The following is a 24,839-nucleotide window of genomic DNA, read 5'->3' on the forward strand; positions in this document are numbered from 1 at the left end:
TGCAAAACGGCCTCGGTCAAAGCCAACTGGCCAGAGGCGCACAGCTCAACACGATACCAACAAACAGCACCAGTCCGACGTAGTTATTGTTCAGGAAGGCCTGGAAACACGCCTCGCGCTCACGGTCGGTGATCAGTCTCTGCTGATGCACAAATAGCGCGCCAGCTAACAGGATTGACCAGTAAAACGCCCCACCCAATTGCATCATCCAGCCAATTAATGCCATCAGCGCCAGTGTGACAAATTGTAGCAAGCCAATAATCAATTTATCGAAACGACCAAACAAGATAGCCGTCGACTTCACGCCAATTCGCAGATCATCATCACGATCAACCATCGCATATTGCGTGTCGTAGGCCACCGTCCAGCAGATATTGACCAAAAACAGCAACCAACACGTCAATGGTACCGTTTCACTTACCGCAGCCCACCCCATCGGGATTGCCCAGCCAAACGCAGCGCCCAACACCACCTGCGGCAGATGGGTGTAGCGTTTCATAAACGGATAAACCCATGCCAGCGCCAGCCCAGCGAACGACAGCCAGATAGTCATCGCATTCATGGTCAACACCAGACCAAAAGAGATTAACACCAGCCCGCCAAACAACAGCCTGGCCTCCTTTGAGGTCACTGCTCCGCTGGCCAATGGACGGGTGCGTGTGCGCTTCACATACCCATCAATTTTGCGGTCAGCGAAATCATTCACCACACAGCCAGCGGCACGCATAAAAAAGACGCCCAAAATAAAGACCACCAGCACATTCAGCGGAGGGATACGCATCCCAGCCAGCCATAAGGCCCACAAGGTAGGCCACAGCAACAATAGCGTACCGATCGGTTTATCAATACGCATCAGACGGCTCCATGCCTGAAATTTATTCATTGACAGACTTCTCTCCACGCTACAACCTCCCATCATCCTGCTCCGGCCAGTACAGCGGAGCAGGCGGTAAAAACAATTCGGTCAGTAATAATGGTTTGCCGGAAAGACGCAAACGCGAACGACGTCCCAATAATCCCTCCACCTGCCCCAGTTCAATGAAATCACGCGTCAGGGTTGAGGAAGCAAACAGATAGCGCCCCAACGGGCGCGAACCCAACTGCTGCAACATTTTTTCCGGACCATCCAGCGTCGACTCGGGCACAATGGTGCGCCCCGCCAGCCAGGGTTCACCATCGCCACACAGCAGAACTTCCCGTAACCAGTAACGCGATTCCTGCGGCAACAACCTCACGTCATCCCCAACGTCTTCAGCGGTAATAAACCCTTCCTGTCGCACCATCGCCGTGACCTGCCCGCAATGGCGTTCAAAGCGCTGGGTCATGGAATCTTCTTCCATTAACCAGTTGAGCGCGGGAGCCGTCAGCAAAGACGAGGACGATGGCAACCATTCAAGGGCGCGCAACTGTGACAACACATGATCGGTCATTAGCCTCTCCGGACAAAAATTTCGGGGAATAGTGTAACGCAGACCTGGTAGCAGGACACGACGTGACCACCTCAATTCCGGAGAGTTTTAACGGCCCAACAGACGATTGCGTTCTAAACGCGCCAGAAACACAGACTGGGGACGTCACAACAGACCACGGAAATATCAAAGACAACCCGTGCGGGTTGCCGGTTGGTTCTGGCGCAAATGACCGGTTATAAAAGGCCGGTGCTTACGCGACCGGCCCGATGGCAAACGACAGACAACTCAATGCTCAGTCACGCCAGTTTTTATAGCGATTAATCAGACCGTTGGTTGAACTGTCATGGCTGCTTACCGCCTCACTGCCGGACAGTTCTGGCAGGATACGATTTGCTAACTGTTTGCCCAGCTCAACACCCCATTGATCAAAGGTGAAAATATTGAGGATCGCGCCCTGAGTAAAGATTTTATGTTCATACAGCGCAATCAGCGCACCCAGGCTGAACGGCGTGATATCGCGCAGCAGGATGGAATTGGTGGGACGGTTTCCTTCAAACACTTTAAACGGCACGATGTGTTCAACAGACTTCGCCTCTTTCCCCGCGTCGATAAACTCTTTTTCAACCACCTCGCGTGATTTTCCGAACGCCAGTGCTTCAGTCTGCGCAAAGAAGTTCGACAGCAGTTTAGCGTGATGGTCTCCCAACTTGTTATGGCTAATGGCCGGTGCGATGAAGTCACAGGGAACCATTTTAGTTCCCTGATGAATCAGTTGGTAAAACGCATGCTGACCATTTGTGCCCGGCTCACCCCAGATAATCGGGCCAGTTTGATAAGAAACCGGGTTACCGTTACGGTCAACATACTTACCGTTAGATTCCATGTTGCCTTGCTGAAAATAAGCAGCAAAGCGATGCATATACTGATCGTAAGGCAGGATAGCTTCCGTTTCGGCACCAAAGAAATTGTTATACCAGATACCAATCAATGCCAGAGTCACCGGCAGGTTTTTCTCGATCGGGGTGGTGGAGAAATGCTTATCCATAGCATGTGCGCCACTCAGCAGTTTCTCGAAGTTATCGAAGCCGATTGACAGGATGATCGATAAACCAATCGCTGACCACAGGGAATAACGACCACCAACCCAGTCCCAGAATTCGAACATATTGGCGGTATCAATACCGAACTCGCTTACCGCCTTACCATTGGTGGACAAGGCCACGAAGTGCTTCGCGACGTGTTTCTCATCCCCTGCGGTTTTCAAAAACCAGTCCCGCGCACTGTGGGCATTGGTCATGGTTTCCTGGGTGGTGAACGTTTTAGAGGCGACCAGGAACAGCGTGGTTTCCGGACTGAGGTTCTTAATCGTTTCAGCAATATGTGTGCCATCGACGTTAGACACAAAGTGCATGTTCAGGTGATTTTTGTACGGACGCAGCGCCTCGGTGACCATATATGGTCCCAAATCAGAACCACCGATACCTATGTTTACTACATCGGTAATCGGCTTGCCAGTGTAGCCTTTCCACTCGCCGCTGATGATGCGCTCAGAGAACGATTTCATCTTCGCCAACACCGCATTCACTTCCGGCATGACGTCCTTACCCTCCACCACGATGGGGGTATTACTGCGGTTACGCAGGGCAACGTGCAGTACGGCACGATCTTCAGTCCGGTTGATTTTTTCACCAGAGAACATCGACTTGATGGCTCCCTGTAAATCGGTCTCTTTAGCCAGCGCCTGCAACTTGCTGAGGGTTTCGTGGGTGATACGGTTTTTGGAATAATCCACCAGCATCAGATCGTCGAAGGTGGCAGAGAACGTCGCGAAACGGTTGCTGTCTTTGACAAACAGATCAGCGATTTTGACATCCTTCATCTCTTCAAAATGCTGCTGCAACGCTTTCCAGGCAGCGGTTTGTGTCGGATTGATATTTTTCATAGCAACACACTCTTTTTATTTAAGAACCGTCAATCAGGCCGGACGCAAGGTTACCTGTTACGAGCTTTCAGCGCCCCTTTTCCTGCAACAGGTCACCACTATCACGGGAGATGATTCCCCCTTAGTCCGGGACTATTTATCACTACTACTCAGGTAATGAGGATAATGCCCGCTCAGAGTTTCAGTATGACTATTCTTGCTGACGAAAGGAAAATTTTTATGGCGCGGCCTGGCTGATGTCAGCTCTTTTGCTTCGATTTTAACAAAGTAAAAATTTAGTATTTTCAAAAAAATAGACAATACTGCACATTATTGAGTACAGGGTTAACAATCAGACACACCTTATCAGCGCCATATAAACGTCAAGACATCCTCAGCGCAACACGCTCCCGGCCGCAGGTAGAACTTGCTCTGCCGGAGACAGACCGTCCCCGTCCGGATGATGATATTGCCTGACTCAAACACCCGGCTGAATTCAGCATCAACGCGATGTGTCGGGTGCTGAAGGTGACCCGCAGCAGCGGGTAGGTCTGGCGCAACCGCCGTCAGGTGATGAATGCACGGCAATTCTGGTGTCGTCTTTCGCACGACTCCTGACATCTCTAAGGTGCAGGCATTTATGTGCTAACAATAATAAGACCAGAGCAAAATGACAATTTCTCCAACGCCAGTCATTGACATCGACGTCAGAACCCGATATTTCTATCGCGCTAATTGCGCAGTTGATGCGCAAGCCAGAAGAGGCGCGTCGCCCAGGCAGTGTGTTGGAGGATCCGTATCCGCAGAAGACACATCAGGGGGAGCGACGCCGAGGTACAAACCACGCGGAATGGGGCGTATCGACTGCAGGGGCTGAATCCCCTGGGTTGTCACCAGGATCGTTCGACAGTCAGACGATCCCTGTCCTGATTACCGGCGTCGCAGCGCATCCCGCTGTCATCCTCGCTAATCGGGTATACAAGGTGGGGCGCTTCTGGGTGACTCGTAGTAAAAACCCTTTTCTACGTCTGCCCCGTTTCTGCTCTTCCCTTGTGCCAAGGCTGATGGAATCTAACCTGACACGAGGAATGTCAAGACATGTCCCAATCTTCATTGATCGTGGCAAAATTTGGCGGCACCAGCGTTGCCGACTTTGTCGCGATGAATCGCAGCGCCGACGTGGTGCTGTCCGATCCGAATGTTCGCCTGGTGGTACTTTCCGCCTCTGCGGGAGTCACCAACCTGCTGGTGTCTCTGGCTGATGGTCAGGAACAGGAGCAGCGCGCTTACCTGTTGGATGAAATCCGCCGTATTCAGTACGCCATCGTCGATCAGTTGGACCAGCCTGATGTTATCCGCGAAGAAGTCGATCGCATGTTGGAAAACATCACGATGTTGTCTGAAGCAGCGGCGCTGGCGACCTCCAGCGCGTTGACCGATGAACTGGTCAGCCACGGTGAACTGTTGTCCAGTCTGTTGTTCGTGGAGATCCTGCGTCAGCGCAAGGTCGAGTCCGTGTGGTTTGACGTGCGTAAGGTGATGCGCACCAGCGACCGCTTTGGCCGTGCCGAACCGGATGTGGCCTTGCTGGCCGAACTGTCTCAGTCACAGTTGGCGCCGCGCCTGCAGGAAGCGCTGATCGTAACCCAGGGATTTATCGGTAGTGAAGCGAAAGGCCGTACCACTACGCTGGGACGGGGCGGCAGCGACTACACGGCGGCACTGCTTGGCGAGGCGCTACAGGCTAGCCGCATCGATATCTGGACTGATGTGGCGGGCATCTACACCACCGATCCGCGCATAGTGCCAGCAGCAAAGCGTATTGATGAAATCACCTTTGAAGAAGCGGCTGAAATGGCGACCTTCGGGGCAAAAGTACTGCATCCGGCTACGTTATTACCCGCAGTCCGCTGCGATATCCCGGTCTTTGTGGGTTCAAGCAAGGATCCTGCCGCAGGCGGTACCCGCGTCTGCAACCAGACACAGAATCCACCGCTGTTCCGTGCCATGGCTCTACGTCGCAAGCAGACGCTACTCACACTACACAGCCTGAATATGCTGCACGCACGAGGTTTCCTGGCCGAAGTGTTCAACATCCTGGCCCGCCACAGTATTTCCGTGGATCTGATAACCACCTCCGAAGTCAGCGTGGCACTGACCCTGGATACCACCGGGTCCACCACCACCGGTGAAAGCCTGCTGACTCAGGCACTGCTCACCGAGCTTTCTTCCCTGTGCCGGGTGGAAGTAGAAGAAAATCTGGCGCTGGTGGCGATCATTGGCAACAACCTGTCCCACGCCTGCGGCGTCGGCAAAGAAGTGTTTGGCGCACTGGAGCCGTTCAATCTACGCCTGATTTGCTATGGCGCCAGCAGCTATAACCTGTGTTTCCTGGTACCGGGCGATGACGCGGAACAAGTGGTACAGGCACTGCACCGCAATTTGTTCGAATGATCCTTAATTTGCCGGCGTTTAATCATCCCAGATAAAAATCTGAAATTCGGCGATTGTAATTCCGTCATATATGTTGATAATTCCGCATGTTAACAACAAAAACTGCGAGATTATTATGAAGAAGTTTATGGCGGAATTTTTAGGAACGTTTGTACTGGTTTTTGGTGGTTGCGGTAGCGCAGTTTTGGCTGCAGGTTTTCCAGGACTGGGGATTGGTTTTGCTGGCGTGGCGCTGGCATTTGGCCTGACGGTGTTAACCATGGCTTATGCCGTGGGCCATATTTCAGGCGGTCATTTTAACCCGGCGGTGACACTGGGTCTGTGGGCGGGCGGTCGTTTCCCAACGGCTCAAATCCCTGGCTACATTATCGCTCAGGTGATCGGCGGTCTGGCAGCGGCAGGCGTACTGTATGTTATCGCCAGCGGTCATGCCGGTTTCGATGCGGCAACCAGCGGCTTCGCCGCCAATGGTTATGGCGAACACTCACCGGGCGGCTTCTCACTGCTTTCTGGCATGGTGACTGAAGTGGTGCTGACCGCCATCTTCCTGGTGATAATCCACGGTGCAACCGATAAACGCGCCCCCGCTGGCTTTGCCCCGATCGCCATTGGCCTGGCGCTAACCCTGATCCACCTGATCAGCATTCCGGTGACCAACACCTCGGTGAACCCGGCCCGCAGTACCGCTGTGGCTATCTTCCAGGGCGGTTGGGCGATTGATCAACTGTGGATGTTCTGGCTGATGCCGATCATCGGTGGGGTGATCGGTGGCCTGATTTATCGTGGTCTGCTGGAAAGCAAAGACTAATATTTCCTTTATTGGCGGGTTGAAAATCATTATCCCGCCATTGTTATTCTCCCTTATTTTCCCCCCCTTATTTAATGCTATGATTCGGCGTTCGCTTTTCCCCCGTTCCGGGTATAAAGCGCACCACCTGTGGAAAAATTTAATCGTTATATACCCCAAAATGCAGGGTATAAATACAACATCATAAATAGGAAATCTGGCTATGCTTGCCACTATTACCCGGCTGTTTCCCTTATGGGCCGTTCTGCTGTCTATCGCCGCTTATTACACCCCTGCGACCTTTCTGGGGATTGGCCCGTGGGTGACCTCACTGCTGATGCTAATTATGTTCGGCATGGGCGTTACGCTAAATATCAATGATTTTAAACGGGTGCTGACCCGTCCAGCGCCGGTACTGGCCGGAACGTTCCTGCACTACCTGGTTATGCCGCTGGCGGCCTGGGGACTGGCTAAACTGTTCCATATGCCGCCTGACCTGGCGGCGGGGATGATTCTGGTCGGCAGCGTGGCCAGCGGCACCGCCTCAAATGTGATGATCTATCTGGCCAAAGGCGATGTGGCCCTGTCGGTGACCATCTCTTCCGTATCCGCGCTGGTCGGCGTTTTTGCCACCCCGCTGCTGACCAAACTGTATGTTGATACCCATATTCAGGTCGATGTGATGGGTATGCTGCTGAGTATTGTGAAAATCGTGGTGGTTCCCATTGGTATCGGCCTGATTGTTCATCACACCATGAATGGCCTGGTAAAGCGCGTGGAACCTTATCTCCCCGCATTTTCCATGGTCTGCATTCTGCTCATCATCAGCGCGGTGGTGGCGGGTAGTCAGGGCTTTATCGGCTCGGTCGGTCTGGTGGTGATTGCGGCGGTTATCCTGCACAACGCGATTGGTCTGCTCGGCGGCTACTGGGGCGGTAAGCTGTTTGGCTTTGATGAGTCAACCTGCCGCACCCTGGCGCTGGAAGTGGGGATGCAGAACTCCGGCCTGGCGGCGACACTGGGTAAACTGTATTTCTCGCCGTTAGCCGCACTGCCAGGTGCCCTGTTCTCCGTCTGGCACAACCTCTCCGGTTCCCTGCTGGCAGGTTACTGGTCCGGTAAACCTGTCAATAAGAAATAATCTGTCTCCGCGTTCCCCCGCACACTACGGGGGAGCATTTATCACTCCTCATCCCGCTCATCATCTGGCTGTTCCAGCACGTTATAAGCCACTGCACAAAACAATGAGTTAAGACGCTTCATATCCCCCAGCAAGCCAAGGTGCAGCGAACTGGTCTCAATACTCTGTACATTCTGTTGATGAAGACGCTCAACGTGCTTGTACGAGTAACGCCGGTTAGTAATGCGAAAGCGATGTTTGGCACGGCGTAAACGCTTAGCACTGGTGATATCCCGCGACAAAAAGACCGACAGGCTGAGACGAAGATGACCCACAAGCTGATCCAGCAACGCCTCCAGTTCAGCCATGCCCTCGACAGAAAACGCCCGACGCGCGGTCAGCGATTTATCTGCCACATCACTGCTCATACGCTCAACAATGTCGCCCGCCATCTCCAGGTTCACCGCCATCTCAATAATCTCCGCCCAGCGCCGCGAGTCATCTTCCGGCAAATCCTCCTTCGGCATCTGTGCCAGGTAAAGCTTGATGGCGGTGTACAGCACATCCACATCATCGTCCAGTTTACGGATTTCCCGATCCTGGCGCTGTTCGCCATGTACGACCTTGCCGAAGGTCGTCAGCATCTGTTCCAGCACATCCCCAATACGCAGTGTCTCGCGCGCGGCATTGGCCAGCGCCAGCGCCGGAGTATCCAGCGCACTGGGATCCAGATAACGTGGTTTAAGCCGCTGATCGGTTTCCGGTTCATCGCGGATCAAACGTTCACACACCTGCGCCATCGTCCCGGCGAACGGCACCATAATCAAACAACGGATTAGGTTGTAAAAGACATGGAAGAAGATAACCAGATCTTCATCATTAACCGGTAATTTATGCAGCAGATTGGGGAGTGAATTGATAAAAGGCAGCACAATTAACGAGCCAATAAACTTGAATAACAGGCTACCGAGTGCCACCCGCTTACCCGCGGCATTCGACGCGCTATTATTCAGCATTGCCAACAGCCCACTCCCCAGGTTTGCACCAATCACCAGGCATAACGCGACCTTAAAAGAGATGACCCCTGTGGCGGTGAGCGTAGCGGTTATCAATACCGCCGCCAGACTGGAATAACTGATGATGGCAAACACCGCACCAATCAATGCATCAAGCATCACATCGCCAGTCAGAGAGGAGAACAACACTTTTACGCCGGCGGCATGCGTGATGGGCGTCGCGGCGGTGACGATCAGTTGCAATGCCAGTAAGATCAGCCCCAGCCCGATACTGGCTCTGCCCAACTGTCCGGCGCGGCTCTGTTTACGCCCCAGGAAGAACACCACGCCAAAGAAAATAAACAGCGGTGAAAGCCATGAGAGATCGAAGGTCAGGATACGCGCCATCAGTGCCGTACCAACATCGGCACCCAAAATAATCACCAATGCAGGCGTCAGCGCCACCAGTTCCTGAGCCACAAATGACGTCACCAGCAGCGTAGTGGCATTACTGCTCTGTACCAGTGCGGTCACCCCAATTCCGGCCATAAAAGCCATCGGTTTTTTGGACACACTACGGCTGAGCACACGACGTAAATCGGCACCGTACACCCGCATGATACCGGTACGCACGATATGCGTTCCCCAGACCAGCAACGCCACGGCAGAAAGAAGATTAAGCAGGGTTAACACCGATATCGACCTCACAACTTAGCAAAAATAACTGGGTCGGACGGAGATACCCGTCCTCCATGACTGGCATTAAGTTTAGTCGATGCACTGAAAAAATATTGTTAATCAGCGTGATAGTTGACGGCTGTCAGGCGACCTCACGCAAAGTCAGTTTATCCAACAGCAGACCAACCTGATATCCCACCGGATGCAGATCGTCCGGTGAACGGTTAAGAACATCGACCCACAGCTCCACATCATGGGCTTTGACCCGATAACGAATCACGTTACCCAGCAGGCTGTGCCCCAGGATTTCCGCCGGGACCCCTTGCTGAGGAGCGCAAAACTGCACCGACTCAGGGCGCAGCGCTACCTGAGCAGAGTAACGCTCACCGGTCAGGAGGGAAGCCTGCTCCGCCGTCAACAGATTGTAATGACCAATAAATCCAGCGGCAAACAAATCCGCCGGCTGGGTGTACAGCGACTCCGCGTTACCATTCTGAACGATTTTACCTTTGTTCATCAACACAATACGATCGGAAAGCGTCAAAGCCTCTTCCTGATCATGTGTGACAAACAAGGTAGTCAGATTTAACTCTTTCTGAATACGGCGGATCTGGTCGCGCAGGTGGCGTCGGATGCGGGCATCCAGCGCGGAAAGCGGTTCATCCAGCAGTAGCAGGCGTGGTTGAGTGACCAGAGAACGGGCCAGCGCCACCCGCTGACACTGCCCACCGGACAATTGATGCGGATAACGTTTGGCATAGTCATTCAACTCCACCAGCTCCAACACTTCCCCAACGCGTCGCTGGATTTCAGCAGCAGCCAGCTTTTGCATCTTCAGGCCAAAGGCGACATTGCGTTCCACGGTCATATTTGGGAACAGGGCATAACTCTGGAACACCATGCCAATCGAACGTTTCTGCGGCGTCAGCGGCACGATATCCTGCCCCTGCAACAAAATTTGCCCACTGTCGACCGATGTCAGTCCGGCAAGACAACGCAGCAGCGTAGATTTCCCACAACCGCTGGGCCCCAGTAAGGTGACGAATTCCCCTTCGCTGGCGCTGAAGTCGATATCCTGGAAAATCGCCGTCGGGCCATAACTTTTATTCAGTTGGGTGACATTCAGGTAGGAAGACATCTTCAGCCTCTCTCGCGGTTCAGGGTATTTGCCAGCCAGGTGACCAGCAGGACAACAAAGAAATAGGAGATAACCAGCGCGCTGCTAAAGTGACCACTGGCATTGCGTACGTTGTAGAGATAAACCTGCAACGTTTCATAGCTGGTACCAACCAGCAGGTTAGCAAACACAAACTCACCAATCAGAAAAGAGAAAGAAAGCAACACCGCGATAAAGGCCCCTTTGCGCAGATTAGGCAATACCACCATCAGCGCCGCCTGCCAGGTGCTGGCGCCCAACAGGTGAGCGGCATCAATCAGCTCGCGCATATTAATCGCCTGCATATTGTTGGCGATGGCGCGATAAATAAACGGCAGTGCGATGGTGAAGTAACAGCCAATCAGGATCCACGGCGAGCCAGTCAGCATCAGCGGCGGCGAGGAATAGAGCTGCAACAGCCCAACCGAGGACACCACTGGCGGTACGGCGAATGGCAGCAAGATCAACACATTCATCACCGTATCCAGCCGTGGAAAATAGTAAGCAATCACAAACATGGTAGGCAGCACCAGCGCCAGCGAAAACAGCAACGCCCCCAAACAGATCAACAGTGAATGCTCCAGTGCCACCAAAAAGCGCGGATCACTCCACAACTGCAGCATCCATTTCAGCGTGAAGCCATCCGGCAGGATCGTCGCGCCCCATTCACTGGCCAGCGCATACAGCAGGGTGACCAGTAATGGTAACGCCAGGATCAGGAACACCAGCCAGACCATCACCCGATGGTAAAGCGTTTCACTTCGCGACATCATCACGTTCCTCCATCATTAACGCGCATGCTGATAACTGCGACGAACCAGCCACTGGTGGACCACGGTTATCGCCGACATCAGTATCACCAACAACATCGCCAGCGCACTGCCCATATTTGGATCAAGCGAAATATCCCCCGACACCAACGCGGCAATCCGCACCGGAACGACGTTGAAATTCCCGGTCGTCAAAGCATAAATGGTGGCGTAAGCCCCTAACGCGTTGGCCAGCAGAATAACAAAAGTTCCCAGCAGGGCGGGCATGAGAATAGGCAAGCCGATATGCCACCAATAACGCCAACGGCTGGCACCCAGCAGCGCCGCCGACTCTTCCCAGTCTTTCTTCAGCCCGTCAAAGGCGGGGTACAACAGCAAAATCCCTAACGGGATCTGGAACCAGCTGTACACCACTATCAGCCCATCGGTGGAATAGAGATTGAAGCCCTTCATCAGGGCATATTTGTGCATCAGCAAGGTCAGGCAGCCATTCATGCCCAGCAGGATAACAAACGCGAACGCCAACGGTACGCCAGCGAAATTGCTGGTCATATTGGTGAACGACATAAAGAAGCGATGGAGTTTGCCTCCCCCCAGTTGATGCAGCGAATAGCCGCCCAGCAGCGCGATAATCAGACCGTAAACGCTTGACCAGAAAGAGATATCCAGCGAAAAACGCATCGCCTGAAAGTAAAACGTCGAGGTGAGAATATCGCGGTAATTTCCCCAACCCCATGCTTCGTACATTTCGCTATAAAAGCTGTTGATCGCTATCCAAACCAACGGGGCAATCTGAAAGGCGATGTAGAACAGCGCGAAAGGCAACAGACACAGCAGCGCTATTCCTTTACCTTTCATCATGCGTTCTCCTGTTTCAACAGGGCAGAACAAACCGGCTTATCGTGCCCGACCCCCAGAACGTCACACAGCGTGCCACACAATTCGGTTTGCAATGGCGCGGCATCATTTTGCAGAGAGAAAGCCTTACCGAAGACAAACAGCGGGACCAGGGTTTCTTCCGGTAGGATGCCGCCATGACTGCGATCGTCGTTCATACCGTGATCCGCGGTCACCACCACCTGGTAGCCTTCCGCCAGCCATTGCGGCATCCAGTGCGACAGATAACCGTCAGCCATGCGGGCGCGATTGCGATACTGCGGGGTGGAAAGACCAAATTTATGGCCAGCATCGTCAATATTCATTGGATGGATCAACAGGAAATCCGGGTTATAACGCAAACGCAGACTTTCAGCATCCTCAAACAAATGCGAGTCCGGATAGCCGTCGTCATAATAAAAATGGCCATACTGGATGGGCAGTGCCATATCTTCCGTATGACGATCACGGGCAGGCTGCCACGGCGAACGGTTATACAGCTCACTCACCCAATGGTAAGCCGCTGCGGCCGTCGTCAGCCCGGCATCGCGCGCATAGTGAAAAATACTGCGCTCTTTGCTCAGACGGCTGACCCCATTGTGAATAATGCCGCTTTTCACCGGCGTGATGCCGGTGAGGATACACTCATACAGCGGACGGGAGAGCGAAGGCAACTCACACCTCATCTGGTAGAACTGTCCGTTTCCCTGCGCGCACTCTGCCTGCAAATACCCCATCGCATAGTGCGCCACCTCGTAACTCAGGCCATCCAGCACCACCAGAATCGTTTTCATGTCCAGTCCTTATTGCTTCATATTGACGATAACGTTTTCCTGCCACAAACGGGGCAGCATTTTAGAGGCTTTATCCCAGGCGACAGGATCGGCAATTGGATGCGCATTTTTATACTCAGCATTCGGCAACAATTTAGCCTGAACATCAGCAGGCAGTTGCAAATGCTCGGCGCGGATCGGACGGGCATAACCGCGAGCCAGATTTATCTGACCGGCATCGGAGAAAATATACTCACGCGTCAGCTTCGCGGCATTAGGATGCTTAGCATATTTGTTGATGATCGTGGTGTAACCGGAAGTGATGCTGCCATCACTGGGGATCACCACCGCAAAACGGTTTTTATCAATCTGATCACGGTAGTTCAGGCCGTTGAAATCCCACACCACCGCCACCTGAATTTCGCCCTTTTCAAGATTGGCAATCACCGGATCGGTCACCCCCAAACGGCCTTCCTTCGCCAGTTCGCTAAAGAAATCCAACGCGGGCTTCAGGTTCTTCTCACTGCCGCCCATGGCGTAAGCGGCGGCCAACACGCCGTTAGCCGCCTGCGCTGCCACCCCGACATCGCCAATGGTGACCACATATTTGCCTTTTTTCAGATCTGCCCAGCTATGTGGTACGTCTTTAACCTGATCTTTGTTGACGATAAACGCGATGGTGCCGGTATAGGCCAACATCCAGTTACCGTCCGGGTCTTTTGCCCACGTCGGGACCTGATCCCAGGTACTCGGTTTGTATGGCTGCGCCAGTCCTTTTTGCACCGCTACCGGGCCGAAGGCCGCGCCTACATCGCCAATATCTGCGCTGGCATTGCTCTTTTCAGCGGCAAACTTCGCCAATTCCTGAGCAGAAGACATGTCGGTATCGCTGTGTTGAATGCCGTATTTGCTGGTGATATCAGCCCAGGTCCCTTTCCAGTTAGCCCAGCTGTCTGGCATTCCGACGCTGTTGATTTGTCCTTCGCTTTTCGCTGCTTTCTCCAGCGCAGCCAGATTATTATCGGCGGCATTTGCGCCCGGCAGGGTAAGAAAAATGGCACTGGCTAACACAGATGCGAACAAAGATTTCATAACTGCTGCTCCAGATGATAAGTTGAATGGCCTTCTGGACTAGTCCAGCAAGATCCGAGCCAATCTAGCCTGGCGATATGACATTTTTATGTCAGAGCAAGCAGGGGCTGGACTAGTCCAGTAGCTGTTAGCCGTAAACAGGGACTTACGCCCCCCCTGTTGTGCTGATCCTGTGCAGCTGTGCACCAAATTGAGGCTTTGATGTGATGAAAGCATTAACCGTAGATGTTATTTGTCAGACGCTGGCGGCCCGCATACGGGAAGGCGCTTTCGCCGCCAGCGGACGCCTGCCCTCCGAACGTGACCTCAGCGAGCAGTTCTCCACCACTCGTATTACGTTGCGTGAAGCGCTGGGACAGCTGGAATCACAAGGAATGATTTATCGTGAACTGCGGCGTGGCTGGTTTATTGCCCCGCCGCGTCTGGCTTACGATCCGCTGCTGCGCAGCCACTTTCACGCCATGGCGGAACAGCAGGGCCGTACCGCGCAAACCTGCGTATTGGATGCCCGGACGGTGAAAGTCAGCCGGGAGGTGGCGGAAAAACTGGCGATGCGTGAAGGAGAGGAGGCGTATCGTGTTTGCCGCCTGCGACATATTGATAATCGCGCCGTGTTGTACGTCGAACACTACCTCAATCCCGCTTATTTTCCCGACCTGCTGAGCTTTGATTTAACCCGTTCGCTGACCCGACTCTATCAACAGCAGTACAACATTCACTATGGCCGGGTGGGCTTTACTATGCTGCCGATGCCACTACCGAAATTCGCCGCGCCCGCGCTGAAAGTGGCTGCGGGCAGCCCGGCATTGTTTATCACCCGGATTAACCGCGACCAGCATGACCGGATTATTGACTGCGACTATGAATACTGGCGCTACGATGCCATGTATATCGCCGTCGAAGCCGGAGAAGAGGGACGAACGCCATAAGTCGTCTGGCGCACATCCGGGAAAGATGACCTGCTGCGGATAATCGGGATTAACATAAACGCAACGGGGAACTTTTTCGCTGTAGAGAGAGCGGCAATACCGCCCCCTGGACAAGGCCCTTCTCTGGCGTAAAACTTGAAACAGATCACAATTTATGTGACTTCCGGTGGGAACCGATTGCACCGGCAAGCAATTCACTCAACAATGCTAGTGATAAAAAATGTTACCGGTAACACCTCATTAATGGTGTTCCTTTATTCCCCTCTGGGAGCAGTACTATGAGCAAACAACACCAACGGGTTCCCCTCAACCAAACCGTAGCCCGTGTCACTCAGCGCATTATTGCGCGTTCGGCTACCAGCCGGGATGCCTATCTGAGCCGTATTAACACCGCTCGCTCGCAGACCGTTCACCGGGCAAAACTCGCCTGCGGCAACCTGGCGCATGGTTTTGCTGCCTGCCAACCGGACGACAAGACATCACTGAAAAATATGCTGCGCAGTGATATCGCCATTATCACCGCCTACAACGATATGCTCTCTGCCCATCAACCTTATGAAAACTATCCTGAAAAGATCAAGCGCGCCCTGCAGAACGTCGGCGCAGTCGGTCAGGTGGCCGGCGGCGTTCCGGCGATGTGCGATGGCGTAACTCAGGGGCAGGATGGCATGGAGTTATCACTGATGAGCCGCGACATTATCGCCATGTCTGCCGCGGTCGGGCTGTCGCACAATATGTTCGACGGCGCGCTATTCCTGGGGATTTGCGACAAAATCGTCCCGGGTCTGGTCATGTCTGCCCTCTCCTTCGGCCACCTTCCCGCCGTGTTTGTGCCTGCCGGGCCAATGAGCAGCGGCCTGCCAAATAAAGAGAAAGTCCGGATACGCCAACTCTATGCCGAAGGCAAAGCCGATCGCCATGCGCTGCTGGAGGCCGAAGCGGCGTCCTATCACGGCATCGGCACCTGCACGTTTTACGGCACCGCCAACACCAACCAAATGGTGATGGAAGTGATGGGACTGCATCTGCCTGGCGCGTCTTTCGTCCACCCTGACACGCCACTGCGTGAAGCGCTGACTGAGGCGGCCGCGCAACAGGTCACCCGCCTGACGGAAGTCTCCGGCAACTATCTGCCTATAGGACAGTTAGTTAATGAACAAGTGGTGGTCAACGGGATCGTGGCCCTGCTGGCAACCGGTGGTTCAACCAACCTGACCATGCATATGGTCGCGATGGCGCGGGCGGCAGGTATCCAGATTAACTGGGATGACTTCTCCGAGTTGTCAGAAGTCGTTCCGCTGCTGTGTCGGATCTATCCCAACGGCCCGGCGGATATTAATCAATTCCAGGCGGCCGGTGGGGTAGCATTGGTGGTACGCGAACTGCTGGCTCATGGTCTGCTGCATCAGGATGTGCATACCGTCGCCGGTTTCGGTCTGGAGAAATACACCCAGGAACCCTGGCTGGACAACGGCCAACTGGCATGGCGTGACGGCGTGACAACCTCACTGGACGACAAGGTGATCGCCAGTGTGGCACACCCCTTTGAGCATCATGGCGGCACCCGGGTGATGTCTGGCAATCTTGGTCGTGCGGTGATGAAAACCTCGGCCGTTCCGGCGGATAACCAGATTATCGAAGCGCCCGCAGTGGTCTTCGACAGCCAGCACGCAGTGCAACCCGCGTTTGAAGCAGGCGAACTGAATAAAGATTGCGTGGTGGTGGTGCGCTTTCAGGGGCCGCAGGCCAATGGCATGCCGGAGCTACACAAACTGATGCCACCGCTGGGCGTATTAATGGATCGGGGTTTTAAAGTCGCGCTGGTGACGGATGGCCGTCTGTCCGGCGCATCAGGCAAAGTGCCTTCCGCCATTCACGTCACGCCGGAAGCGCAAACTGGCGGTCTGCTGGCCAAAGTACATAACGGCGATATGATCCGCGTCAATGGCCAAACCGGTGAACTAACACTGCTGGTTGATGCCGCGACGCTCAAGATGCGCGAGCCGTATCAGCCCGATTTACGCGCTGAACATATCGGCTGTGGCCGCGAGCTGTTTGGTGCACTGCGCAGCCAGCTGTCCGGCGCCGAGCAAGGTGCCTGCTGTATCAAATACGATAACTAACTTATTAAAATTGCAGGATAAAAACGCGTTTAACCGCACTGCCGCCCATCTCAGTAAGGTGAAGCGGCCAGACCGAACCACACGGTCAGCTGCCTACTCAGGTAAGTGACGGGAATGCGCGGATGCAGCCAACGCACCTGCCATCAACGGAGAACCTCAAATGAATCAGTGGAAAACCAGCGCCAAAGAGATCCTGACCGCCGGTCCGGTTATTCCCGTTATCGTTATCAATCAACTGGAACACGCCGTCCCCCTGGCGAAAGCGTTAGTGGCTGGTGGGGTAAACGTGCTGGAAGTCACCCTGCGTACCCCCTGTGCGCTTGAGGCGATCCGCGCCATCGCCAGCGCCGTGCCGGAAGCGATGATTGGGGCAGGAACGGTCATCAATGCTGAGCAGTTGCAACAGGTCACCGCTGCGGGCGCCCGCTTCGCTATTAGCCCCGGGCTGACCGAATCACTACTGACAGCGGCGAATGCTGGTTCGATCCCGCTGATCCCAGGGATCAGCAGCGTTTCGCAACTGATGCTCGGACTGGATCACGGCTTGCGTGAATTTAAATTCTTCCCGGCAGAAGCTAACGGCGGCGTCAAAGCACTGCAGGCGATTGCCGGACCGTTTCCACAGGTACGCTTCTGTCCGACCGGCGGCATCTCTCCCGCCAACTACCGTGACTATCTGGCGCTGAAAAGCGTGCTGTGCATCGGTGGTTCGTGGCTGGTGCCTGAAGACGCGCTGCAAAACGGCGATTACGACCGCATCACTAGCCTGGCGCGCGAAGCGGTGGCGGGCGCGACAGCCGTGTGACGCAGGAGAGCTTCCTGAAGCTCCCGCCACGTTATTCACGCCATAGCGGTGCTGATTGCCTGGCTGGCAGCACCGCTTAACGGGGGGATCTGGCTGGATCTGCCCTGTTATTGCACATGCCCAAACAAGATGGCGGTGTATTTTTCCGACACCGTTCCGCTGGGTTGACCGTCGGCGCCAAAGTAACGCCCCACCCGACAGACTTTCTCCTGCGTATCACAATAGATGTTGTTGGTGAAGGTGAAACGGCTCAGGTCGAAGTCGCCCTGGGAAAAAAGTCGCTCCGCAGCCTTTGTACCTAAAAACCTTGCGGTCAGCGCTTTTGAGACGCCCTGCGCATCGGCACAAAAGAATCGGTCACACAATACCCCTTTTTCGGGGTGTGAAAGTGCTCTGTGTTCCACTTCCCCGGCGGCGGAAAAAGCAGACACGCCCCACAGCAATAATATGAAAATCCGGTACATCTTACCTCCAGCTTACGGGTAAATCCCTGGCTCACTCGCGTCCGTCGCTCAGGCGGTTATCAGCAGTTTTATAACATGTTAGCTGATAACGCTTAATCTTCCCCATCCCACAGCAATATGCGCGAAATTCGCAAATATACAGAATGTGGAGCAGCAGATAGTTATATCGCGGTGAAAAGACCAGATAATCGGCAATAAAAAGGCTGATCTCTGGTTTTGATCAGCCTTTCAGGCAAAGATACGGGATCATGCGAAGAAATTATTCAAGCGTAGGGTTCATATAGCGCAAGTCATACGGGGTAATCTGGTAGACGTAGTAATTCAGCCAGTTAGAAAACAACAGGTTACCATGGCTACGCCAACTGGCTCGTGGTGGCAACGCCGGATTATTCTGGGGAAAATAATTATACGGAATGTCAGGGTTAAGCCCGGCGGCGCAGTCACGATGATATTCTCCCGCCAGCGTCTGTGCATCATATTCAGGATGTCCGGTGACAAACACCTGTCGCTTGTCTTTACTGGCCAACAGATAGGCACCGGTTTGATCCGATTCAGCAAAGATATCCAAATCGGTGTAATCACGCAGCATCTGCGAAGGAAAATCGGCATAGCGCGAGTGCGGCGCGAGGAATACATCGTCAAAACCACGAGTGAGTAACGCATGGGGGTGCAGGATCTGATGTTCATACACACCTGACAGTTTTTTCTCACGGGTCTGCTTTGGAATACCGTAGAGAATATTCAACGCGGCCTGCACAGCCCAGCAAACAAACAATGTGGAAGTAACGTGATCTTTCGCCCAGTGCAGTATGCGTTGGATTTGTGGCCAGTAAGCGACATCATTAAAATCGACCAACCCCAGCGGCGCACCCGTCACGATCAGCCCATCAAAGTTATCATGCTGAATATCTTCAAAATTACAGTAAAAAGTATTCAGATGATCCATTGGCGTATTACGCGATTCACGGTTATCAATGCGCAACAACTGAATATCAATCTGCAATGGCGAATAGGAAAGTAGCCGAAGGAACTGGTTTTCTGTCTCAATCTTTTTCGGCATCAGATTCAGGACCAGCACCTTCAATGGACGGATTTCCTGAGTGCTGGCACGTGAAGAGGTCATAACAAAAACATTCTCGTTGCGCAGAAAACTCACGGCTGGTAACTCATCCGGTACCCTGATCGGCATAACTTTTCCCTCAATTAACCATTTAAACGTTTAGACATCCAGACAGCCAAAGATATCGTGTGATCAGGTAAATGTCGAGGTTTCATCCGCTAGTTGAAAATGTTTCATCTGTGGTCGCTGAACATCTCAACGAAGGGCAGTGTCACGGCAGCATCGGCGCTGGCATGACGGTACAGCAGCCAGGTACGGCTTTTCACCGCTTCATGACCCACCACAATCGGAGTGCGGAACAGGGAATCGGCCAGTGGCCGATAGCTGGAGACAATGGCATATCCCATCCCTTTCTCAACCATGGCCAGGCACACCTCCAGTTTGTCCACACTCATTGCCACGCGTGGTGCGAGTGAATAATTGGCATTCCACCAACGTTCAATCAGCCGGGTGATATGACCGCCGTGATTAATTTTGATTTGTGGCAAATGGGGCAATAGCGCTAAATCCAGCGGCTGTCGACTGATCAGATAGTAGTTATCCTCGTCGATCAGCCGTTTACCCTCCTTCCAACCGTAATCGTCTTTCACCAACGCGATATGAATGTCGCCACGCTGGAGTTTTAGGTACATCTCTTCACTCAGTCCACTGACCAGATTGATATTGATACCCGGGTGCAACTGGCTGAATTCGGCCAGCAGATCGGGAAGACGATAGGCGGCAAAATTGCTGGAGACCCCCATCCGCAGTTCCCCCTGCTGTGGGCCATTCAGGTTTTGCAGGGTATTTTTCAACAGTTGTAGTTCATCCAGCATGGTTTCGGCGTGCTGTGCCAGATAGCGTCCCTGAGCGGAAAACACCAGACCACGTCCACTCTCCTCGAACAGGTGGATCGACAGCTTGCGTTCGATCTGCTTCAGCCGGTAACTCAACGCGGGTTGCGAGGTGAAAAGCTGCTCAGCTGCACGCGTGATATTTTTGTACTGCCAAACAGTACGGACAATTAACCAGTCTTTTTCATTCATCGTGCCCTCTGCCGCCCCAGAACCCCTGCAACCATAAAATATTTTTTGCCATGGCTTTGCAAGCTATAAAAAAGCTCAATTGGGAATTATGTGGGAAAAAGCCTATATCTGTTTAACATTCTAATTTTACAGAAATTAACTGCACCTGATTGGGGAATGAATATGTCTGAATGCACCAGAAACGCGCAGAAGGATAAAATTATTTATGCTGTTGACGCTATCAGTCCAGCGATGCAAAACCTGGCACTTAACCTGCACCAGAACCCGGAACTGAGCTTTGAAGAGCATCGTTCAGCGGCGGCGCTGATTGCTCCACTGCGCGAAGCGGGTTTTTCCATTGAAACAGGCACTGGCGGGCTGGAAACCGCGTTCCGCGCCACCTGGCGTAAAGGCACTGGCGGCCCGACCATCGCTTTCCTTGCTGAATATGACGCGCTACCCGATCTGGGCCACGCCTGCGGCCATAACCTGATTGGTAGTGCTTCGGTGACGGCCGCGCTGGCATTAAAAGCGGCAGAAGTCGACTTTAACGGCTGTATTGAAGTCATTGGCACCCCGGCTGAGGAAGACGGCGGCGGCAAAATCATCATGGTCGACAAGGGCGTCTTCGACAATGTGGATGCGGCCATGATGTTCCATCCGCGGGAAAAGAACATGGTGCTACGTGGCGCTCTCGCCTGCCATGATTCGACGTTTAAGTTTTACGGCAAATCCTCCCACGCGGCCTCTGCTCCCCAACTGGGTATTAGCGCACTTGATGCGGTGATCCACACCTTCAACGGTATCAATGCGCTGCGCCAATTCTTCACCGAAGATGTTCGCGTGCATGGCGTGATAACCAATGGCGGCAGTGCTGCCAATATCGTTCCAGCCTATGCCGAAGCCAAATTTATCCTGCGCGCGGCCACGGTGGAGGGGCTGAGCGAAGTTCGCCGCAAAGTATATGCCGCCGCGCGCGGGGCCGCTGAGATGACCGGAGCGCGAGTGGAAATTGAAGAGGGATTGATCTACGCCGAACGCAACAACAATCTGGCGCTGGCAGCCGGCTTCACCCGCAATCTGGCCCTGCTGGGCGTGGAAAGCTATGACCCGCCCAAAAGCGGCGGCGTCGGCTCTTCCGATATTGGCAACGTCAGCCAGGTAACCGCGGCTATTCATCCTTATTTACGTATTGGCGACGTCACGCCCCATACGCCGGAATTTGCCGCTGCCGCAGGCTCAAAAGCAGGATTAACCGCCATGCTAACCGCCGCGAAAGCGCTGGCAATGACAGCTTATGACTTATGCCATGATGAAGATCAGTTAACAGCCGTCAGGTCTGAATTTATCGAGTGGCAATCACAAAAATTATCGGCAGGAGAGAAATAATGCTTAAGGCCCATGTTGTCGCTCTGGCTGCTCTAACCTTCTGTAGCGCTTCCGCACTGGCGGCAGGCGAAACCCTGCGCGTCGGAGCCGATCTCACTTATCCCCCGTTCCAGTATCGTGATGTTAACGGCAAACCGACCGGTTTTGAAATTGATATCACTAACGCTATTTGTAAAGCGATGGAGGTTAAATGTGATTATGTCGTCAGCAGCTTTGATGCCGAAATCCCGTCCCTGATGGCAAAAAAAGTGGATTTCATCTCCCCCCTGGGCGCCACCAGTAAACGTAAGAAGTCGATTGATTTTAGTCACTTCGTTTATCACGTGCCGTCTCAGTTGGTGGTACATAAAGGCTCAACTTTGCAACCAACGCCAGAATCACTGCAGGGTAAAAATATTGCCGTGCAACAAGGCTCGATTCAGGAAATGTATGCCAATAAATACTGGGCACCCAAAGGTGTCAACGTGAAAGCCTATCCCGATCAGGACGGCATATATCAGGATCTGGCTGCAGATCGTCTTGATGGCGCTCTCAGCCCGTCTGTTGCCGTCACTTTTGGCTTTTTGCAAAAGCCAGAAGGCAAAGACTTCGAGCTTACTGGCCCGGAAGTGCGTGATGATGTGCTGTTCAGCATTGGTTCCGCCTACGGTGTACGCAAGGGCGATGAAAAAACGCAGCAACTGTTGAATGAAGGGCTGGCAAAGATTATGGCCGACGGGACCTGGCAAAAAATTAAGCAGCACTATTTCGGCGATATTACGATGAAAGTGGCCAGAACGGAGACAACGGATGCGGCTAAGTGAGCCCAATTGGGCGGAACTGATGCCACTGATGGAGGATTTGCTGAACGACTGGCAACACCTGAATCGCCTGTCCGGTAGCGAAGAGGCAGAACGTTCGGTAGATTTTCTTATACAGCGACTGAATGCGTTGGGTCTCTCCCCAATACGTAAAACCTGCCCGTTGTATCTCAGCGATCCACAGTCAGGATCGCTGACCCTGCCAGGGTTTCCTCTGTGGCAGGGTGAGGCGAAGACCCGTTCGTTCTCAGCAAATTGTCCCGATGGCGTGACCGGAACGCTGGTTGTTGACCGACGTTCTCTCCAGCCCATTACCGAATGTGAACGGGCTGGATGGGAAGCTGAAGTGCGTGGCAAGATAGTGATTGCCGATCAGGCTTTTGAGGATTATGTCCAGCGCCTGACGCGAGCCGGAGCGCTTGGCCTGGTCCACATCTGGGGTTCAGCAGAGGAAGCGCTGCATGAAGAAACGGTGGGGCCGGTCTGGGGAACGCCGGTGCCTGACGATATGACGCTCTACCCTGTTCTTCCCGTCATTTCGGTCAATCATCACCAGGGCCAAAAATTACTGGAAATTGTCAATCAGCACCAGGGAGGTGTTTCTGCGCATCTGTCCACCATCGTGCATGAACATGTTACCGCCTGTAGTCTGCCAGTTATCGATATTCCTGGTGAGTCAGACGAATTTGTCCTGCTTTCCAGTCACTATGATTCATGGCATGAAGGTATGACGGACAACGCCACCGGCAATGCACTCTGTCTGGCCGTGGCGGCGTATTTTCATCAGCAACAGTCCCATTTAAAACGCGGATTGCGCATCGCCTGGTGGCCAGGGCACTCCAATGCCCGCTATGGGGGTTCGACCTGGTATGCAGACCATTATCGCGGGGATTTACAGCGACACTGTGTGGCGCATATCAACGTGGACTCACCCGGTTGCAAAGAGGCGACGGAAGTGGTGGTAAACGCCAGCGGTGCGGAAAATGCACATTACCTGAACCGGATAATCCGGCAGGTGACAGGCAAATCAGCCCGACGTATTACTGCACTGGGGAAAGGTGGCGATCAATCTTTCTGGGGCTGCGGCATCCCGCTGCATTTTGCCTTTCGCGAAGAGCCTGAAATCCGTACCAGCCAGTCTCCCGGCAGTGGTGGAGGCTGGTGGTGGCATACAGCGGAAGACACGCGTGACAAAGTTGATAACACTATTCTCTGGCGTGATTGTCAGATCCATATTGGCTGGCTCACCCAGTTACTCTGTGAAGAAGCGCTCCCTGTAGATCCTGACAGTTACCTGGCATTACTGATACAGGAACTGGATCAGTTGCAACATTTTCTGGATCCACAGTTTGACCTTGCGCCGATCCGAACCGAGTTACAACAATTACAGCAGCAACTGGCTGATTTTTCGGACTGGCAGGAAAATAAAGAACAGCGTCAGGCGGTATATCATGCCGTTGCTCTGTGGCACCGGTTTCATTACAGCTCAACCGATGATTTCCATTATGACCGAAGCTATCGCGGTGGCGCCTTTCCTGGATTACAAATTCTGCGTGAGCAGCGGCAACAGACGACAACGCCTGTCGCTTTTCTGGCAATGGCCACTCAGTTTATACGCCAGCGTGATCGCGCGTTAGGTTTGCTGCAACAGAGCGCTGAGATACTGCGGAAAAAGTAGTGGTTTGAGGTCGTTGGGGCCGATAGCGCCGGTTTCCCGGTGGTGGACAGCCCCTGGATAAGCATGTCATCACGGGAAGCACCAATGGCTGACCCGATTCTCTGGCGGGTGGTGACTGCCAAAACCGTCACGTTCCCAGACTGTTGTGATGTGTATTCTGCCATCCGATTAACTCCTTATTTTCCCTGTCAATAATTAGCGACAAAATGTAAACACGCTACAGAAGTAAACATCAGAGACAGGAATGTTAAGAAGTTGTTTTTTGATAATGTGGCAAAACTGTGAGGACGGCTGGATTTCAAGGGTAAATAAACGCAAAAAGCCCCGACCTTCCGGTCGGGGCTTCCGCTTGTTTGATGCCTGGCAGTTCCCTACTCTCGCATGGGGAGACCCCACACTACCATCGGCGCTACGGCGTTTCACTTCTGAGTTCGGCATGGGGTCAGGTGGGACCACCGCGCTAAAGCCGCCAGGCAAATTCTTTGTGCCGTCC

The 24,839-nt window shown here is 53.5% G+C and carries 21 protein-coding genes, 1 rRNA gene and 1 riboswitch; of the genes, 9 read left to right on the top strand and 13 right to left on the bottom strand.

The window, feature by feature from the left end:
* Positions 1-16: 16 nt before the first annotated feature.
* The 3 genes from ubiA to pgi all read right to left on the bottom strand — a co-directional run bounded on the left by ubiA (position 17) and on the right by pgi (position 3,354).
* Positions 17-883: a 4-hydroxybenzoate octaprenyltransferase gene (gene ubiA, locus EH228_RS11625; RefSeq protein WP_420841459.1), complete on the bottom strand. Its 867-nt coding sequence runs from the start codon at positions 881-883 to the stop codon at positions 17-19.
* 19 nt (positions 884-902) lie between these two features.
* Complete coding sequence (ubiC, locus tag EH228_RS11630) at positions 903-1,430, bottom strand: chorismate lyase (RefSeq protein WP_152321824.1); 528 nt, start codon at positions 1,428-1,430, stop codon at positions 903-905.
* A gap of 274 nt (positions 1,431-1,704) precedes the next feature.
* On the bottom strand, positions 1,705-3,354 hold the full coding sequence (gene pgi / locus EH228_RS11635; protein WP_152321825.1) for a glucose-6-phosphate isomerase: 1,650 nt from the start codon (positions 3,352-3,354) through the stop codon (positions 1,705-1,707).
* Between the two features lie 730 nt (positions 3,355-4,084).
* Positions 4,085-4,335: riboswitch (Lysine riboswitch) on the top strand.
* A 96-nt stretch (positions 4,336-4,431) separates the two neighbouring features.
* Here pgi and lysC point away from each other — a divergent pair.
* The 3 genes from lysC to panS all read left to right on the top strand — a co-directional run bounded on the left by lysC (position 4,432) and on the right by panS (position 7,715).
* Positions 4,432-5,787 carry a lysine-sensitive aspartokinase 3 gene (gene lysC / locus EH228_RS11640; RefSeq protein ID WP_152321826.1) on the top strand — a complete coding sequence of 452 codons (1,356 nt, stop codon included), beginning with the start codon at positions 4,432-4,434 and terminating at the stop codon, positions 5,785-5,787.
* A 115-nt stretch (positions 5,788-5,902) separates the two neighbouring features.
* A complete protein-coding gene (aqpZ, locus tag EH228_RS11645; RefSeq protein WP_420841460.1) occupies positions 5,903-6,595 on the top strand; it encodes an aquaporin Z in 693 nt (230 codons plus the stop codon).
* 202 nt (positions 6,596-6,797) lie between these two features.
* Positions 6,798-7,715 carry a ketopantoate/pantoate/pantothenate transporter PanS gene (gene panS / locus EH228_RS11650; protein ID WP_152321827.1) on the top strand — a complete coding sequence of 306 codons (918 nt, stop codon included), beginning with the start codon at positions 6,798-6,800 and terminating at the stop codon, positions 7,713-7,715.
* A gap of 41 nt (positions 7,716-7,756) precedes the next feature.
* On the opposite strand, the gene EH228_RS11655 is transcribed toward panS, so the two are convergent.
* The 6 genes from EH228_RS11655 to EH228_RS11680 all read right to left on the bottom strand — a co-directional run bounded on the left by EH228_RS11655 (position 7,757) and on the right by EH228_RS11680 (position 14,034).
* Positions 7,757-9,382, bottom strand: a complete 1,626-nt coding sequence (locus EH228_RS11655) for a Na/Pi cotransporter family protein (RefSeq protein ID WP_152321828.1) — start codon at positions 9,380-9,382, stop codon at positions 7,757-7,759.
* 127 nt (positions 9,383-9,509) lie between these two features.
* On the bottom strand, positions 9,510-10,505 hold the full coding sequence (locus EH228_RS11660) for an ABC transporter ATP-binding protein (protein ID WP_152321829.1): 996 nt from the start codon (positions 10,503-10,505) through the stop codon (positions 9,510-9,512).
* A 2-nt stretch (positions 10,506-10,507) separates the two neighbouring features.
* A complete protein-coding gene (locus tag EH228_RS11665; RefSeq protein WP_152321830.1) occupies positions 10,508-11,293 on the bottom strand; it encodes an ABC transporter permease in 786 nt (261 codons plus the stop codon).
* Between the two features lie 18 nt (positions 11,294-11,311).
* Positions 11,312-12,151, bottom strand: a complete 840-nt coding sequence (locus EH228_RS11670; protein ID WP_152321845.1) for an ABC transporter permease — start codon at positions 12,149-12,151, stop codon at positions 11,312-11,314.
* On the bottom strand, positions 12,151-12,963 hold the full coding sequence (locus EH228_RS11675) for an alkaline phosphatase family protein (protein WP_152321831.1): 813 nt from the start codon (positions 12,961-12,963) through the stop codon (positions 12,151-12,153). The genes EH228_RS11670 and EH228_RS11675 overlap by 1 nt, the downstream gene beginning before the upstream one ends.
* Positions 12,964-12,972: 9 nt before the next feature.
* Positions 12,973-14,034, bottom strand: coding sequence for an ABC transporter substrate-binding protein (locus EH228_RS11680; protein WP_152321832.1), 1,062 nt, complete (start codon positions 14,032-14,034; stop codon positions 12,973-12,975).
* Between the two features lie 206 nt (positions 14,035-14,240).
* Here EH228_RS11680 and EH228_RS11685 point away from each other — a divergent pair, with 206 nt between their 5' ends.
* From EH228_RS11685 to EH228_RS11695, 3 genes are all read left to right on the top strand, one after another.
* Positions 14,241-14,963, top strand: a complete 723-nt coding sequence (locus EH228_RS11685; RefSeq protein ID WP_152321833.1) for a UTRA domain-containing protein — start codon at positions 14,241-14,243, stop codon at positions 14,961-14,963.
* Between the two features lie 278 nt (positions 14,964-15,241).
* Complete coding sequence (edd, locus tag EH228_RS11690) at positions 15,242-17,086, top strand: phosphogluconate dehydratase (protein WP_152321834.1); 1,845 nt, start codon at positions 15,242-15,244, stop codon at positions 17,084-17,086.
* A 160-nt stretch (positions 17,087-17,246) separates the two neighbouring features.
* Positions 17,247-17,891 (top strand): bifunctional 4-hydroxy-2-oxoglutarate aldolase/2-dehydro-3-deoxy-phosphogluconate aldolase, encoded by a 645-nt coding sequence (locus EH228_RS11695; protein ID WP_152321835.1) that lies wholly within the window; start codon positions 17,247-17,249, stop codon positions 17,889-17,891.
* Positions 17,892-17,998: 107 nt separating this feature from the next.
* On the opposite strand, the gene EH228_RS11700 is transcribed toward EH228_RS11695, so the two are convergent.
* The 3 genes from EH228_RS11700 to EH228_RS11710 form a co-directional block, all read right to left on the bottom strand.
* Complete coding sequence (locus tag EH228_RS11700) at positions 17,999-18,355, bottom strand: YcgJ family protein (protein ID WP_152321836.1); 357 nt, start codon at positions 18,353-18,355, stop codon at positions 17,999-18,001.
* Positions 18,356-18,614: 259 nt separating this feature from the next.
* Complete coding sequence (metA, locus tag EH228_RS11705; RefSeq protein ID WP_152321837.1) at positions 18,615-19,544, bottom strand: homoserine O-acetyltransferase MetA; 930 nt, start codon at positions 19,542-19,544, stop codon at positions 18,615-18,617.
* Between the two features lie 104 nt (positions 19,545-19,648).
* The gene (locus EH228_RS11710; RefSeq protein ID WP_152321838.1) at positions 19,649-20,500 is read right to left on the bottom strand and encodes a LysR family transcriptional regulator; all 852 of its coding nucleotides are present in this window, start codon (positions 20,498-20,500) and stop codon (positions 19,649-19,651) included.
* Between the two features lie 162 nt (positions 20,501-20,662).
* Between EH228_RS11710 and EH228_RS11715 the strand changes: the two genes are divergently transcribed.
* Genes EH228_RS11715 through EH228_RS11725 form a run of 3 tightly spaced genes read left to right on the top strand, consistent with a single transcriptional unit; the run spans position 20,663 to position 24,346 of the window.
* Positions 20,663-21,868 (top strand): M20 family metallopeptidase, encoded by a 1,206-nt coding sequence (locus tag EH228_RS11715; protein ID WP_152321839.1) that lies wholly within the window; start codon positions 20,663-20,665, stop codon positions 21,866-21,868.
* A complete protein-coding gene (locus EH228_RS11720) occupies positions 21,865-22,671 on the top strand; it encodes a transporter substrate-binding domain-containing protein (protein ID WP_152321846.1) in 807 nt (268 codons plus the stop codon). Before EH228_RS11715 ends, EH228_RS11720 begins: the two co-directional genes overlap by 4 nt.
* On the top strand, positions 22,658-24,346 hold the full coding sequence (locus tag EH228_RS11725) for a M28 family peptidase (RefSeq protein ID WP_152321840.1): 1,689 nt from the start codon (positions 22,658-22,660) through the stop codon (positions 24,344-24,346). The genes EH228_RS11720 and EH228_RS11725 overlap by 14 nt, the downstream gene beginning before the upstream one ends.
* A 358-nt stretch (positions 24,347-24,704) precedes the next feature.
* Here the strand turns inward: EH228_RS11725 and rrf are convergent.
* A 5S ribosomal RNA gene (gene rrf / locus EH228_RS11730) occupies positions 24,705-24,820 on the bottom strand.
* Between the last annotated feature and the right edge of the window lie 19 nt (positions 24,821-24,839).

The sequence above is a fragment of the Erwinia endophytica genome (genome assembly GCF_009295515.1).
GTDB classification, from domain to species: Bacteria; Pseudomonadota; Gammaproteobacteria; order Enterobacterales; family Enterobacteriaceae; genus Erwinia; species Erwinia endophytica.